This is a genomic window from Inquilinus limosus MP06, assembly GCF_000767795.1.
GTDB lineage: Bacteria > Pseudomonadota > Alphaproteobacteria > DSM-16000 > Inquilinaceae > Inquilinus > Inquilinus limosus_E.
In genome coordinates, this window is record NZ_JANX01000095.1 from 1 (window position 1) to 15,253 (window position 15,253).

The following is a 15,253-nucleotide window of genomic DNA, read 5'->3' on the forward strand; positions in this document are numbered from 1 at the left end:
CGCATCCTCGACCGATGCGTCCGGCACCTCGGCCAGGAGCTGTTCGGTCGACGGATCGATGACCGGGATGGGCTTGCGCCCTGCCGGCCACAGCCATTCCCCGCCGATATGCAGGCCGCGGGCGCAGCTCGCCGGATCGAGGCCCGATGCGGGGGAAGGAGGCGCGGCTGCCAACGGCGTTGCGGCGGTCATGGGCGGGGTCCCTTATTCGAGGACGGGGTCGGCTGCCGCAGCGTCCGGATCGCCGCGATAGGCGGCATCGACCAGCCGGCGCATCTCGGCGAGCCCGATCGGGCGCGGATTGTTCTTGATCAGGCGCTCGATGCCGGCCGCCTGCTCGGCGGTCCAGTCCAGCCTGTCGGCGGGCAGGCCGAGGTCGGCGAGGGTCGGCGGGATGCCGATGGCGCCCAGCAGCCGGGTCACCTCGGTGATGGCGGCGTCGGCCAGGGCCGCGCGCGTGAGGCGCCGGCCGTCGATGCCGAGCGCGACGGCGATCTGGGCCATCTCGTCCAGCGCCGCGACGCGGTTGAAGCGCATCACATAGGGCAGGGCGGCCGCGACGCCCAGGCCGTGCGGCGTGTGGGTCAGGGCGCCGACGGGATACTGGATGGCATGCGCCGCCGCCGTGCCGGCGGTGCCGAAGGCGCAGCCCGCGGCCAGCGCCGCCATCATCACGTCGGCCCGCGCATCCTCGTCAGTCCCGTCGCGCCAGGCGCGCTCGAGGCTGCGCCCGAGCAGCCGGATGGCGAGAAGCGCGAAATGGTCGGTCAGCGCGCTCTTGCCGATGAAGACGTGCTGCTGCGTGAGCTCGGCGGAAGGCGGGCGCCGGCCGGCGGTGAACGCCTCGATGGCGTGGGTCAGCGCATCGGCGCCGGCGACCGCGGTCAGGGCCGGCGGGCAGGAGAGGGTGAGGTCGGGGTCGCAGATCGCCGCGGCCGGGATGAGGTGCGGGCTGGAGATGCCGACCTTCAGCATGCGGTCCGGATCGGAGATCACCGCGACCGGCGTCGCTTCCGACCCGGTTCCCGCGGTCGTCGGGACGGCGATAACCGGCAGCACCGGCCCCGGCACCTTGAACTCGCCGTAATAGTCCGGCAGCCGGCCGCCATGGCTGAGCAGCAGGGCGGCGCATTTCGCCATGTCGAGGCAGCTGCCGCCGCCGAGGCCGATGACAAGATCGGGCGCGAAGCCGCGCGCCTCCTCGGCGCAGCCGGCGGCGCTGTCGCGCGGCACGTCCGGCTGCACGCTTCCATGGACGCTGACGGCGAGCCCGGCGGTGCGCAGCCCGTCCAGCACCCGCCCGAATTCGGAGGATGTGGCGAGGCGCTCGTCCGTGCACACCAGCGCCCGCCGCCCGAGGCGGGCGGCGACCGCAGGCAAGGCGTCGCGCTGGCCCTTGCCGAACAGGATCTCCTTGGGCAGCCGGATCGCCGAGAAGGACGTCACGATCGCCTCCATCGATGGACGATGCTGGAACTCGCGTTCGACGAAAATCCTATATCAAATCCTATAGGATATCGTATTGAACGAGGCGGAGGATCGTGCTAGCCCTGTTGCATTGTCAAGGGACAAAGCAGTGCGCAGCCAGAAACCACTCACGTCTCATTCGGCGAACGGTCCGGACGATGGCAGCCCGGTGATCCATCGCGCCGCCAGCCTCGCGGACGAGGTCTACGAGGCGATCTTCGCCCAGCTGATGGCGTTGAGGATTCCCCCCGGCGCCCGCATCACGGTCGACGCCCTGGTGCGCGAGCTGAATGTCTCGCAGACGCCGATCCGCGAGGCGCTCGGCCGCCTGGAAGGCGAAGGCCTTGTGGTCAAGACGCATCTGGTCGGCTACAGCGCCGCCCCCCAAATCTCGCGCCGGCGCTTCACCGAGCTGTACGAGCTGCGCCTGCTGCTCGAGCCCGACGCCGCGTGCCGGGCCGCGGCGGCGATGACGGATGCGGCGCTGCAGGAACTGGCCGATGCGGCGGGGGTGATGTCACGCCCGGATGGCGCGGACGCGCGGGCCCGCTATTCCCAGTTCGCGCGCGAGGACGCGGTGTTCCACGACAAGATCCTCGCGGTCGCAGGCAACGAGCTGATCCGTGAGACGCTGGCGCACCAGCACACCCATTTCCACATCTTCCGCCTGATGTTCCATTCACGCGTGACCGAGGAGGCGCTCGACGAGCACGCGGCGATCCTGGCCGCCTTCTCCCGGCGGGACCCGGACGAGGCCGGGCGGGCCATGCGCGCGCATGTCGAGCGGTCGCGCGACCGCCTGCTGCCGGCGTTCGACTGATGCCGGCCGTGGTCGAGCCTGCCGGTGGGGGAAGGGCGTCGGACCGCTCGGAAAACGCATGGCTCGAACCGGGTTCCCGCGGCCGGATCATGAGATCCGTCGGCAGCGGGCCGATCCGTGATACGCTGGCGGCGAAGGGGGGATAGCGATGGGACAGGTCGACGCCTGCGCTCTGAGCCTGACGAATGTCAGCAAGGCCTATGGCCACGTCAGAGCCCTGCACAACCTGTCGTTCAGCGTCGCGGAAGGCCGCTTCTTCGTGCTGTTCGGGCCCAGCTCGGTCGGCAAGACGACGACGCTGCGCACCATCGCCGGCCTCGTCGCGCCGGACCGCGGCCGGGTCGAGATCTTCGGCCGGGACTGGACGCATGAGCCGATCGCCGGACGCGGCGTGTCGATGGTGTTCCAGTCCTTCGCGCTGTATCCGCATCTCACCGTTTCCCAGAACCTGGCCTATCCGCTGGTCGAGGCGGGCGAGGGACGGGAGGAGATCGGCCGCCGCGTCCGCGAGACGGCGGCGATGCTCCGGCTCGACGCGAAGCTCGACCGCAAACCCGGCACGCTCTCGGGCGGCGAGCAGCAGCGGGTCGCGCTCGGCCGGTCGCTGATCCGGCGCCCCCGGATCCTGCTGCTGGACGAACCGTTGACCAATCTCGACGCCAAGCTGCGGCACGACATGCGCGCCGAGCTGAAGCGGCTGCACCGCCAGTTCGGTCTTACCATCGTCTATGCGACGCCCGACGAGCTAGAGGCGCTGTCGATGGGCGAGGAAATCGCCGTGCTGCGGGATGGCGGCGTGGTGCAGACCGGGATGCCCGACGAGCTCTACGACACCCCGCGGGACCTGTATGTGGCCGGCAAGATCGGCTCGCCCGCCATGAACCTGATCAAGGGCAGGCTGGCCCGCGGCGGCACCGTCATCGACTCCGCGATCGGCCCCCTGGCATGCGCGCGTAAGCTTGGCGCCGCGGAGGCGGGCGAGGAGGCCGTGGTCGGCATCCGGCCGAGCGACATCCGTCTCGCGACCGGCGGCGAAGGCGGCGTGGCGGCGAGCATCGCGATGCTGGAGCCGCTGGGCGACGTCACCGTGATCTCAGTCGCGGCCGGGGGAGAGACGCTCCGGCTGGTGCTGCCGGAAGCGGCGGCGTCGGGCCTGCGGCCCGGCCAGCAGGCCTCGATCGTTCTCGACCCGGCAAAGCTCCACGTCTTCCGGGCCTCGAACGGACAGGCGATCACCTGAGGCAGGAGACCGGACAAAAACAAGAACGCCAATAACACATGGGGAGGAGACCTAAAAATGACGGCAACGACGAAGATCAAGGGTGCAGTGGTGGCGGCGGGCCTGGCCGCTGTGCTGATGGCCGGCGGCGCCGGGTTTGCCTTGGCCGAGGAGGTGACGCTGTCGATGGCGGTGCCCGACTGGCCGCCGACCCGCGTTATGAAGAAATTCTTCGACGAGCAGTACAAGCCGAAATCCGGCAATGTCGTGAAGCTCGATGTCGACTTCATTCCCTGGCCTGATTTCTACACGCGGGTGAACGCCTCGCTCACCTCCGGCGAGCAGAAATACAATTTCATCGTGTCGGACTCGCAGTGGCTGGGTGCGTTCGTCGAGGGCGGCTATTTCCGGAAGATCAACGACCTCCTCGATGCCGATCCCGATTTCAAGAAGGCGTTCATGGAGATCCATCCCAATCCGCTGAACGCCTACGCGACCTATCCCTACAAGTCCGAGAATTATTACGGCTTCCCGCAGTTCCCCGACGTGCTGGTCACCTACGGGCGCAAGGACGTCCTCTGCGACGAGGCCGAGCAGAAGAATTTCATGGCGAAGTATCAGAAGAAGCTGCCCTGCACGGGCGAAGAGATCGACGCCATGACCTGGGATGATTTCCGGAATGTCGGCGAGTTCTTCCGGCGCAAGAAGGGCGAGATGCTGGCCGGCAAGCCGGCCGACGACGATTTCTACGGCATCGCCTTTCAGGCCGGGAAGAGCTACGACTTCTCGTCCATGCAGATCAACGGCCTGATCTGGCAGATGGGCGGCGACATCTGGGACGAAACCCAGGTGCCGAAGGGCCAAGCGGAAGGCGTGGTGAATTCGCCGATCGCGGTCAAGGCGCTGGAGACCTATCTGGCGCTCATCAACTATATGCCGCCGGTGGCCAAGACCGGCACCATGGACATCTTCAAGTCGGACGAGCTGTTCCGCGAAGGCAAGGTGGCCATGAACGTCGACTGGATCGGCCTCGGCGAAGCTTCGCTCGACCCGAAGACCTCGAAGGTCGCGGACAAGCTGGTGTTCGGCCTGATGCCGGGGACCATCGGCGCCGACGGCAAGATGGTCCGCTGGTCCAACATCGGCGGGCAGCCTTTCGTGCTGACCACCTGGACCACCGACGCCCAGATCAAGGAGGCGGTGGACTTCGTGAAATGGTGGCTCTCTCCCGCCATCCAGCACCAGTTCGCTGCGGCCGGCGGCCAATCGGCGATCAAGTCGGTGTATTCGGATCCGAAATACGTGACCTATCGCCCGTGGAACCGGGCATGGGCCGCGTCGCTCGACTGGCAGAAGGACGTATGGCACGTGCCGCAGTTCTTCGAATTGCTGACCGAGCAGCAGGACCAGTTCGACCTGGCGATCACCGGCAAGCAGGACGCCAAGACGACCTTGGACAACATCGCCAAGTTCCAACAGAACCTGCTGACCGAAGCGGGCCTCATCCAGTGACGTGACGCAGGCCGCCGCCGCCGGCCATCCGGACCGGCGGCGGCGGCCCTAGCGCGGCCATGCGGGCCGGATCCGATAAGCAGAATTGCGATCGAGAGCGCCCATGTCAGTGACACCGACCATGTCGGCTCCAGCGGGCCGGACACCACCAGTCTTTCTGGCCCCTTCGGCCGACAATTGGCGGCTGGCCATCGTCCTGGGCGCCGCCGTCTCCATCGCCGCGGTGGCGGCGCTGCCCGCTGTGATCTCCTTCTGGATCGTCGGCGCCATGGCGGCGCTGGTTGCTGCCGCCTTCGCGGTCAACGCCTATCGCCGCCGCTACTATGGCGGGCTGCTGGTGGCGCCGGCCATCGCCGTGCTGTTCACGATGAACATCTTCCCGCTGCTGTGGTCGCTGGGGCTGTCGTTCTTCGCCTACCAGTCGAACCAGCAGTCGATCCGGTTCGTCGGGCTCGGCAACTACATCAAGGTGCTGACCAACGACATCGCCGCGGCCGACAACTGGCACGCGCTGACCAACACCGCCATGTTCGTCGTGCTCACCGTGGCTGCGCAGATGGTGATCGGCTTCCTGCTGGCCATGCTCTTCGCCAAGCAGTTCCCGCTGCGCAAGTATCTCCTGATCCTCGTATTGACGCCGATGATGCTGTCGGTCGTCGCCTCGGGCGTCTTCTTCACCTACTACTACGACCCGACCTTCGGCATCCTCAGCTACGTGATGAACGGCATTACCGACGGCCAGTTCATCCTGATGGACAGCAAGGCCGGCGCGGTGGCGGGCATCGTCTTCGCCGATGCCTGGATGTGGTCGCCCTTCGTCATGCTGCTGGTGCTGGCGGGGCTCGTCTCCGTGCCGAAATACCTCTACGAGGCGGCCGCGATCGACCGCGTCTCCGCCTGGCGGCGCTTCTGGACCATCACCTTCCCCTATATCCGCGGGCTGCTGATGCTGGCGCTGCTGTTCCGCACCATCGAGGCGTTCAAGCTGGCCGACCTCGTCATCCTGCTGACCAAGGGCGGCAACGACACGATGACGATCTCGTATCACCTGATCCGCATCGCCAACGAGCAGAACAAGACCAGCGAGGGGGCGGCGATCTCCTACGTCATGCTGTTCATGGTGATCGTGCTCACCAACCTCTACCTCTATCTCGCCAACCGCAGGAACCGGGAGAGCTGATCCATGGCGTCCGGCCCCTCCATCTGGGAACGCATCGGGTTCCGCCGCAGCCACGGCGTCGCCGAGGCCGGCTGGGGACGCACCCTGGTCGTGGCCGGCGTCAGCCTGCTCTACTTCCTGCCGGTGCTGTTCATCATCTTCACCGCGATCAAGCCGCAGGAGCTGGCGCTGTCGGTGCCGCCGACACTGTCGCCGACCTCGCTGTTCGGCCTGATCCCCGACCGCTTCGTCTTCACCCCGACGCTGGACAATTTCGGCTCGGTGTTCTCGCGGGTCATGACGGCCGGCGGCCTGCCGGAGGCGACCGGCTTCGACCGCTTCTTCTTCAACTCGATCGTGATCGCGACCGTCTCGGTGCTGCTGGCCCTGGTCCTCGGCACGCTCGCCGCCTACGGCTTCTCGCGCTACCCGCTCAAGGGCAACGACACCTACCTGTTCATCATCCTGACCACGCGGATGCTGCCGGCCATCGTCGTCATCATCCCGGTGATCCTGATGTTCCGCGCCGTCGGCCTGTCCGGGTCCTATCCCGGCATCATCCTGCTCTACACCGCCTTCAACCTGGCCTTCACCATCTGGATGATGAAGAGCTTCTTCGACGAGCTGTCGACCGATGTCGAGGACGCCGCCCGCATCGACGGCTCGTCCGAGGTCAAGGTGTTCTGGAAGATCTGCCTGCCGCAGGTCGTCGCCGGCCTGGCCGCGACCTTCGTCTTCGGCCTGATCCTGACCTGGAACGAGTTCCTGTTCGCCCTGCTGCTGACCGGACCCGACACGCGCACCGTGCCGGTGGCGATGAACCAGGCCGTCTCCTCCGGCGGCCGCGGCACCGACTGGACCCTGCTGGCCGCGATCGAGACGCTGTTCCTGATCCCGGTCTTCCTGGTCACCTTCTTCCTGCAGGAGCACCTGCTGCGCGGCGTCACCTTCGGCACGGTCAGGAAATAGCCATGTCGACCATCGAGATCCGCGGAATCACCAAGGCGTTCGGCCCCTTCGTCGCGGTCCGGGACGCCGACCTGTCGGTGGCGGCGGGGGAGGTCGTCTGCCTGCTCGGCCCGTCGGGCTGCGGCAAGACCACGACCCTGCGCATGATCGCGGGGCTGGAGCGGGCGACGGCGGGCGACATCGTCATCGCCGGCCAGCGCATGAACGAGCTGTCGCCGCAGCGGCGCAACATCGCCATGGTGTTCCAGTTCTACGCCCTCTACCCGGCGCTGACGGTCGGCGAGAACATCGCCATGCCGCTGCACCGCGAGGGCATCGGCAAGGCGGAGATCGCCGCCCGTGTCGGCAGGGTGGCCGACATCCTGCATCTGGGCGACGTGCTGGACCGGATGCCGGGCCAGGTCTCGGAGGGCGAGAAGCAGCGCGTCGCCGTCGCCCGCGCCATCGTGCGCGACCCCAACTGCTTCCTGTTCGACGAGCCGCTGTCGCGGCTGGACGTGGAACTGCGCCACGCCATGCGCGGCCAGATCAAGGCTGTCCTGTCCAACCTGTCCAAGGCCACCGTCATCGTCACCCATGACCAGCTCGAGGCCCTGACCATGGCGGACCGCATCGCCATCATGCGCGACGGGCTGATCGAGCAGGTGGGCAGCCCGCATGAGGTCTTCGCCAGGCCGGCCAATGTGTTCGTCGCCAGCTTCATCGGCACGCCGCAGATGAACCTGATCGAGGCGGAGCTCAAGGGCTATGGCAACGGCAAGGCGACGGTCGGCTTCGACCAGCAGGATGTCGATCTTCCCGCCAACCCGGCCGTCGCGGCGCTGGGGCCGGGGCGGGTCACCGTCGGCGTGCGCCCGCGCGCCTTCACCGTGGTGCCCCGGGATACCGCCGGCACCATCGATGCGGTGACCGAACTGATCGAGCCGATGGGCGCCGAGACGCTGATCCATGCCCGGACCAGGGCCGGCGGCGACATCCGGGTGGTCGTCCCGCGCGACCGGAAGGTGACGGTGGGCGAGCCGCTGCGCCTGGTCCCGGACCCCACGCAGACCCACATCTTCGCCGCCGACGGCAAGGCGGTCCGCGCATGAGCCGGCACGACCACAGCCAGGGCGGGCTGTCGCCCGCCGCCGCGCGCAGGCTGGAACACGCGATCATCGGGCTCGGCGTCGTGGCGCTGCTGCTGATCTTCCAGCCCTTCGAGATCGCGCTGTTCACGGCGGGCGGCGTGCTCGTCATCGTGGCGGCGCTGGCGAACAACCTGCTGCCGCTGGCGCAGCCCGGCGTCCCGAAGCGGACCGTGGTCAAGGCCGCGATGATCGTCGCCATGATCTTCTGCCTGGTCCTGCTGGTCGCGATCCTCGCCGCGCATCTCTACGGCCTGTTCTTCCTCAAGCCCCCGGATCCCGGCACCGTCAGCGGCAAGGCCCAGCTGGCCGCCAGGCCCTGGTACATGCACGGCTTCACCTGGACGGTCGCGATCATCGCCGGCGTCCTGGCCTGCCTGCTGATGCTGCAAGGCCGCCGGGCCGGAAGCGAGGAAGGATCCGGCGAGCACAATCCCTCGACATCTCCAGGAGAGTGAACGATGAACCCACGCGAGCAAGCGGCCGCCTTCCACCGGATGCAGCAGCTGATGTCCACGTCGCCGGTGCCCTCCATCTCCACCGAGCTGCTGGTCACGGCGGATGGCGAGCTGAACCGGGAGCTCAACAGCTTCCTGTTCGACCCGCCCTCGGACCCGGCGCTGCTGAGGGGCAAGCGCATCGCCATCTGCTGCACCAACGGCGTGGAGGAGGTGGAGATCCTGGGCGCCCATCGCTGGCTGACCGAGCACGGGGCCACGGTCCACATCGTCTCGCCGCGCATCGGCGAATTCGACCCGACGCTGGGGCTGCGCTTCCCGCCGCAATGCGCCACCCACGTCCTTGCCATCCGGCTGATGGAGAATGCCGGCTGGCTGAAGATCGACCGCTACACCGACGAGGCGAAGGCGGCGGATTACGACGCCGTCCTGCTGCCGGGCGGCTGCTGGAACCCGGATGCGCTGCGCATGGACCCGCACGCCCGGGCCTTCGTCCGCGCCATGGACGAGGCCGGCAAGCCGACCACGGCGATCTGCCACGGCCAATGGGTGATGGTCAGCGCCGGCATCCTCAAGGGCCGGCGCGCCACCGCCGTGTGGAACATCCAGATCGACCTGGAGAATGCCGGCGCCGTCGTGCTCGACGAGCCCTGCGTGGTCGACGGCAACCTGATCACCGCGCGCTTCCCCTACGACCTGCCGCGGCTGGTCCAGGCCATGGTGCAGCAGCTGCTGGCGGCAAAGGGACAGGCATCGGCGGCGCAATAACCGTCGCGGCCGATCTCGCCTGACCAGGCCGGCGACCTCGCCAGGCAAGGGAGGGGGGCGGGGTTCGTCCCGGCTTCTTCCCCGCCGAGATGGCGGCGGGGCGATCACTCCGACGTCGAGCGGATCAGGGTCTCCTTCGCCGAGGCCAGATGCACCCTGTTGGACAGCGCCTCGCGCAGGCTGACGGCGTCGCCCTCGACCGTCACCGTGAGGGAGATGCGGGTTGTCTGAGCTGGAGCGGCCTTCGTAGCTTCCGCTTATGGCGCTCAGTCGACCTCAGAGCCTGCATGCCCCTGCAATCCTGCCCGGCTAGGAGGACCAAGCGGAGCCGAGGTCGTGGTGGAGATGGATTGACGCCCTAATATAGTCGCGATCGCGGTGGATCAGGATCTTCCAACGGAGGTCGTGATGCGCGTGCTTCTCGTCGAGGATGAGCCGGAAATGGCCGCGGTCCTGGCCGCGGCCCTTGCGGTGCGGGATTTCGTCGTCGATCGCGCCGCCTCGCTGGCCGAGGCCGAGGCTGCGGCGCGGTGCGCGGAGTACCGGGCCATCATCGCGGACCGACGCCTGCCGGATGGCGATGGATTGAGTTTGGTGCGTGCCCTCCGCCGGTCGGGCATGGCGGTGCCCGTGATCATGCTGACGGCCCGCGGTGACGTCGGCGACCGGGTTTCCGGCCTCGAGGCCGGCGCCGACGACTATCTCGCCAAGCCCTTCGCCTTCGAGGAGCTGCTGGCCCGGCTGCGCGCCGTGCTGCGGCGGCCGCCGGAGGCGCGGCCGGATTTCGCCCGGCTGGGCCGGCTGGAATTCGACCTGGGCCATCGCGAGGCGCTGGTCGATGGCCGCCCGCTGCCGCTGCGGCGGCGGGAGCTGGCGATCCTGGAGGCCCTGATCCAGCGCCGGGAGCGCGCGGTGCTGCGCGAGACGCTGGAATCCGCCGTCTACGGCCTCGACGACGAGATCCAGTCGAACTCGCTCGATGCCCATATGTCCAGGCTCCGGCGCAAGCTCGCCGAGGCGGATGCCGGGGTCGAGATCCGCAGCATCCGCGGCGTCGGCTATTTGCTGCGGACCACGTCATGAGGTGAGCCCGGCGATGGGGGCGGCCACCCATCGACCGACGTTCCCCACCAGCGGGACCGGGTTTTCCGGTAGTCCGGCTCCGGATCATAGACCTCGACCGGCAACGCCAGGTCGCGCGCGGTGAGAGTGCCGATGGCGGCGCGGAGCCGATAGCCGGCGACCACCTCGTTGCGCCGCGCCTCCACCAGGTTGAGCTGGGCGTTGAGCAGGTTCTGCTGCTCGGTCAGGACGTCGAGGACGGTGCGCGAGCCGACCCGGGCCTCCTGCCGCAGCCCGTCCACCGCCATCATTTCGGACCTGACCGCCACCTGGAACGACGTGATCGCCGCGCGCGCGGTGACCAGGGACTGCCAGGCCTCGACAGCGCTCTGGATCGCCTGGCGCCGCTGGGCCTCGATCTGGATCCGCTTCTGGCCATGGGCATAGCGCGCCTGCCGCACCATCGACTCCTGGTTGCCCTGGGCATACAGCGGAATGGTCAGCTGGGCGACGATCGCCGCGGAATCGATGCGGTTCTGCGCCCCGCCGCCGGACCGCGGGTGCGACACCGTCGAATACTGTCGCTGGATCCGCGCCTGCAGGTCGATCGACGGCAGCAGGGCGCCGAACTGCAGGTCGATGTTGTCGGCCGCGGCGCGCTCGCTGAACAGCGCGGCGACGATGCCCGGATGGTTCGCCTGGGCCTTCCGGATCGCATCCTGCATCGAGGTCGGCAGGCCGGCCGGCACGGCCGGCGTCTCCAGCGTCCCCGGCGGCCGGCCGACGATGCGCTCGAAGATGGCGCGGCCGGTGCGCAGCGTGCCCTCCGCTTCGACGCGGCCGGCGACGGCGCTGGCCAGGCCGGCCTCCGCCTGGCTGACATCGGTCGGGGTCACCTCGCCGACACGGAACCGATCCCGGGTCGCCTGCAATTGCTGGCCCAGCACGGCTTCGTTGCTGCGCCGGACGTCGAGCGCCGCCTGGGCCCGGACCACGTCGGCATAGGCGGTCGCGGCGTCGAGCAGCACCGTCTGCTCGGTGGTGCGGACGACGGCGCGGGTGGCCATGACCGTGTTCTCGGCCTGGTTCACTGCGGCCTGGGTGCGGCCGCCATTGTAGATGTTCTGGTTGACGGTGATGCCGATCGTGGCCGGGTTGACCTCGTGCCACCGTCCGTCCCGGCCGCCCGAGGGCAGGGCGGTGCCGTTGCGCTGCCCGTCGGTCTGCGTGTTGGTGAACTGGCTCTCGATGCTGGCGCTCGCGCTGACCGACGGCCGGTAGCCGGACAGGGCCTGGGCGACGCCCTCGTTGACCGCCTTCAGATTGGCGATATCGGCGGCGAGGTCCGGATTGGTGGCATAGGCCGATGCCAGCGCCTCGGTGATCGGCTGCGCCGAGGCCGTTCCCGCGGCCGGCGACAGTGCGATGACGAGCATCGCCGCCCGGAAGCGGCTCGACCCAACTGCCATGATCGGTTTCATCTCCGTTGTCTCGCATCATCCGGGTTCAGCCGCCCGTCGATGATCAGCTCGGTGCCGGTGACGTAGCGCGCGTCGTCGGAGGCCAGGAACAGCACGCCCTCGGCGATGTCCTGGGGCGTGCCGGAATGGCCCATCCGGACCGAGGTCCGGACGGTCGCCGCCGGCTCTGCCGTGCCGATGATCGGAGCGTCGATCGAAGTCGGGCGGACGGAATTGACCCGGACCCCGTTGCGCGCGCCGACGCATTCGAGCGCCCTCGCCTTGGTCAGCAGCGTGATCTCGCCCTTGCCGGGAGGGCGATAGGGGAAGCGCGGATTGCCCGCGTGACTGTCGGTCAAGGCGACGTTGACGACGGCGCCGCCGCCTGATCGCGCGATGGCCGGAATGGCGTGCTCCAGCCCCAGCGATACCGCCAGGAGGCCGGAGGCCCGCTCCCGCCCCAGATCCGTCCACGCCGCGTCGGCGTGATGGCCGAGGACCGGGATGCCGACGGTGTTGACCAGCACGTGCAGCGCCCCGAACCCGGACCATGCCGCTTCCACGACCTTTCTCCACGAGACCCTGTCGCCGACGTCGTGGCACTGGAATGCGACGCGTCCGCCGGCATCGCGGATCATCACCGCCGTCTCGACCCCGGCCCCCGGATCCTTGTCGGCGACCAGCACCACCGCGCCCTGCTGCGCCAGGGCGAGCGCGCTGGTCCGGCCGATCGGGGACGCCGCCTCCGTCACCAGGACGACCTTTCCCGCCATCCGCCCCGAGACGGTTCTCGTCGCCGCCGGCGGCCGGCGGAACGGCCGGGCGTACCGGCGCCGCGCCCGCGGCCGCTCGTCGGGCGGGGGGAAATACCGCTCATGCATGTCGGGCCTCCTGTCGGGCGGCAGCGGCAGGCTCCGCTGCCGCGCGGTCGGCCTCGGTCACCGAGGTCAGCCGGCCGAGGCGGGGCGCCAGCCAGGCGCGCAGGTCGTCCATCAGCGTGAACACCGCCGGCACCAGCACCAGGCTGAGCGCGGTCGAGGTGACGAGGCCGCCGATCACCGCCGCCGCCATCGGGCCGCGGAAGCCGGCATCGGCGCCGAAGCCCAGCGCCGCCGGCATCATGCCGGCGATCATCGCCAGCGTGGTCATGACGATCGGCCGGGCCCGCACCAGGCAGGCCTGGATCAGCGCCGTGCGCCGGTCGAGACCCGCCCGGCGCCCCTCGATGGCGAAGTCGACCAGCAGGATGGAGTTCTTGGTGACGATGCCCATCAGCATCAGCAGGCCGATCACCGTCGACAGGTCGAGCGCCGCGCCGATGCCGAGCAGCGCCAGGACGGCCCCGATCGCCGACAGCGGCAGCGCCGCCAGGATGGTCACCGGCTGCAGGAAGTCGCGGAACAGCAGCACCAGGACCGCCAGCACCACCAGCAGGCCGGCCACCATCGCCCCGCCGAAGCTGGCGAACATCTCGCCCATCGATTCGGCGTCGCCATAGGCTGGCCGCTCCACCCCCTCGGGCAGCTGCGCCAGCGCGGGCAGCGCCTCGATCGCGGCCAGGGCGGTGCCGAGCGGCACACCGTTCAGATCCGCCTCGACCGAGACCCGGCGGCGACGGTCGAAGCGCTCGACCTCGGCATCGCCGGCGCCGAAGCCGATCCCGGCCACCGAGGTCAGCGGCACGGCCCCCGCGGTCGCCGGCCACGCGCAGCTGGCGCAGCGTCTCGATGTCGGCGCGGGCCGCGCGGTCCAGCGCCACCCGGATCGGCACCTGGCGGTCGCCGAGGTTGAACTTGGCCGAGTTGGCGTCGGTGTCGCCGATCGTGGCGATGCGGGCGACAGTGCCGATCGCCTGGGCCGAGACGCCGAGCCGCGCCGCCTCGTCCGGCCGCGGGCGGATGCGGATCTCCGGCCGCGGCAGCGGTTCGGTCGAGCGGGCATTGGCCAGGACCGGCAGGGCGCGCATCTCGCGCTCCAGCGCCCGGGCGGCGGCGCTCAGCTTCTCCGCATCGTCGCCGGTCAGCACGATCGACACGTCCTTGCCGCCGCTCTCGCCCAGGAAGGCGAATCGGATGTCCGGGATCCGGGACAGCTCGTCCCGGGCCGAACGCTCGAACGCCTTGCGGGTCATCTGGCGCTCGCCGCGCGGCTTGAGCACGATCACCAGGCTGGCCTTGGCGACATCCTCGCTCGAGGCGTTGGCGTCGGCCGCCGCGGCGCCGCCGGCCCCGCCGATGGCGGCGAAGACGTGGTCGACCTCCGGCCGCTGCTGCAGCTCGGCGGCGATGCGCCCGGCCACCGCATCGGTGTCGGCCAGGGTGGCGCCGGGCGGCAGCTCGACCTGCAGGTTCGAGATCCGGCTGTCGCTGTCCGGTAGGAAGCCGGAGGGCAGCAGCGGCACCAGCAGCAGCGACCCGGCGAGGAGGGCGCCGGCCGCGGCCAGGGTGGCGCCGCGGTGGTCGAGCGTCCAGTTCAGCAGCCGGACGTAGTGGCTATCTGGCCGTGACGGCGCGGCACCTGCATCGCCGCCGGCCGCCACCCGCTTCGGCTGCAGCAGATAGGCCGCCATCAGCGGCGTCAGCAGCCGCGCCACCAGCAGCGAGGCGAGCACGGCCACCGCCACGGTCAGGCCGAACTGCTCGAAATACTGGCCCGTGACGCCGCCGATGAAGCTGACCGGCGCGAACACCGCGACGATGGTGAGCGTGGTGGCGACCACGGCGAGGCCGATCGCGTCGGCGGCGTCGATCGCGGCGCGGTACGGCCGCTTGCCGAGATGCAGATGCCGGTCGATGTTCTCGATCTCGACGATCGCGTCGTCGACCAGGATGCCGACCACCAGGGTCAGCGCCAGCAGCGAGATGCTGTTCAGGGTGAAGCCCAGCAGGTCCATCGCCCAGAAGGCCGGCAGGATCGACAGGGGCATGGCCACGGCCGCGATCAGCGTCGCCCGCCAGTCGCGCAGGAACAGGAACACCACCAGCACGGTCAGCAGCGCGCCTTCGACCAGCGCCGCCATTCCCGAATCGTAGCTGTCGCGGGTGTATTCGACGGTCGAGGCGATCTCGCTGATGGTGACGCCCGGCGCGCGGGACTGCAGGTCGGCCAGGCGCGCGGCGACGCCGTCGGCCACCACGGTGTCGCTGGCTCCCTTGGCGCGGTAGACGGCGAAGGCGACCACCGGCTCGCCGTCGAGCCGGGCCAGCGAGCGCTGCTCCCCGGCGCCGTCGGT

At 69.5% G+C, this 15,253-nt stretch carries 13 protein-coding genes and 1 pseudogene; 9 read left to right on the forward strand and 5 right to left on the reverse strand.

Annotated features, from left to right (window positions below):
* Both P409_RS10390 and P409_RS10395 read right to left on the reverse strand, forming a co-directional pair.
* Positions 1 to 192 (reverse strand): hypothetical protein (locus P409_RS10390; RefSeq protein ID WP_034835175.1); only part of this gene is annotated, 192 nt, incomplete at its 3' end.
* Between the two features lie 12 nt (positions 193 to 204).
* Positions 205 to 1,446: an iron-containing alcohol dehydrogenase gene (locus P409_RS10395; RefSeq protein WP_034835197.1), complete on the reverse strand. Its 1,242-nt coding sequence runs from the start codon at positions 1,444 to 1,446 to the stop codon at positions 205 to 207.
* Positions 1,447 to 1,576: 130 nt separating this feature from the next.
* Here P409_RS10395 and P409_RS10400 point away from each other — a divergent pair, with 130 nt between their 5' ends.
* The 9 genes from P409_RS10400 (at position 1,577) to P409_RS10440 (ending at position 10,582) form a co-directional block, all read left to right on the forward strand.
* Positions 1,577 to 2,287 (forward strand): GntR family transcriptional regulator, encoded by a 711-nt coding sequence (locus P409_RS10400; RefSeq protein WP_202964624.1) that lies wholly within the window; start codon positions 1,577 to 1,579, stop codon positions 2,285 to 2,287.
* A gap of 148 nt (positions 2,288 to 2,435) precedes the next feature.
* Complete coding sequence (locus P409_RS10405) at positions 2,436 to 3,527, forward strand: ABC transporter ATP-binding protein (RefSeq protein ID WP_034835178.1); 1,092 nt, start codon at positions 2,436 to 2,438, stop codon at positions 3,525 to 3,527.
* A 57-nt stretch (positions 3,528 to 3,584) separates the two neighbouring features.
* Entirely contained in the window at positions 3,585 to 5,018 is a 1,434-nt protein-coding gene (locus P409_RS10410) for an extracellular solute-binding protein (RefSeq protein WP_034835181.1), read from the forward strand.
* Positions 5,019 to 5,139: 121 nt separating this feature from the next.
* Positions 5,140 to 6,198 carry a carbohydrate ABC transporter permease gene (locus P409_RS10415; protein ID WP_034835184.1) on the forward strand — a complete coding sequence of 353 codons (1,059 nt, stop codon included), beginning with the start codon at positions 5,140 to 5,142 and terminating at the stop codon, positions 6,196 to 6,198.
* A gap of 3 nt (positions 6,199 to 6,201) precedes the next feature.
* Positions 6,202 to 7,146, forward strand: a complete 945-nt coding sequence (locus P409_RS10420; protein ID WP_052120333.1) for a carbohydrate ABC transporter permease — start codon at positions 6,202 to 6,204, stop codon at positions 7,144 to 7,146.
* A 2-nt stretch (positions 7,147 to 7,148) separates the two neighbouring features.
* Positions 7,149 to 8,237 carry an ABC transporter ATP-binding protein gene (locus P409_RS10425; RefSeq protein WP_034835187.1) on the forward strand — a complete coding sequence of 363 codons (1,089 nt, stop codon included), beginning with the start codon at positions 7,149 to 7,151 and terminating at the stop codon, positions 8,235 to 8,237.
* Positions 8,234 to 8,731, forward strand: coding sequence for a hypothetical protein (locus P409_RS10430; protein WP_193366486.1), 498 nt, complete (start codon positions 8,234 to 8,236; stop codon positions 8,729 to 8,731). The genes P409_RS10425 and P409_RS10430 overlap by 4 nt, the downstream gene beginning before the upstream one ends.
* Positions 8,732 to 8,734: 3 nt before the next feature.
* Positions 8,735 to 9,499 carry a type 1 glutamine amidotransferase domain-containing protein gene (locus P409_RS10435; RefSeq protein WP_052120335.1) on the forward strand — a complete coding sequence of 255 codons (765 nt, stop codon included), beginning with the start codon at positions 8,735 to 8,737 and terminating at the stop codon, positions 9,497 to 9,499.
* A 408-nt stretch (positions 9,500 to 9,907) separates the two neighbouring features.
* Entirely contained in the window at positions 9,908 to 10,582 is a 675-nt protein-coding gene (locus P409_RS10440; protein WP_034835190.1) for a response regulator, read from the forward strand.
* Here P409_RS10440 and P409_RS10445 read toward each other — a convergent pair.
* From P409_RS10445 to P409_RS41535, 3 genes and pseudogenes are all read right to left on the reverse strand, one after another.
* Positions 10,558 to 12,042 carry a TolC family outer membrane protein gene (locus P409_RS10445; protein ID WP_081991409.1) on the reverse strand — a complete coding sequence of 495 codons (1,485 nt, stop codon included), beginning with the start codon at positions 12,040 to 12,042 and terminating at the stop codon, positions 10,558 to 10,560. The genes P409_RS10440 and P409_RS10445 overlap by 25 nt on opposite strands.
* Positions 12,039 to 12,902: an SDR family oxidoreductase gene (locus P409_RS10450; protein ID WP_081991410.1), complete on the reverse strand. Its 864-nt coding sequence runs from the start codon at positions 12,900 to 12,902 to the stop codon at positions 12,039 to 12,041. Before P409_RS10450 ends, P409_RS10445 begins: the two co-directional genes overlap by 4 nt.
* Positions 12,895 to 15,202 (reverse strand): annotated as a pseudogene (locus tag P409_RS41535) (efflux RND transporter permease subunit). Before P409_RS41535 ends, P409_RS10450 begins: the two are co-directional and overlap by 8 nt.
* Between the last annotated feature and the right edge of the window lie 51 nt (positions 15,203 to 15,253).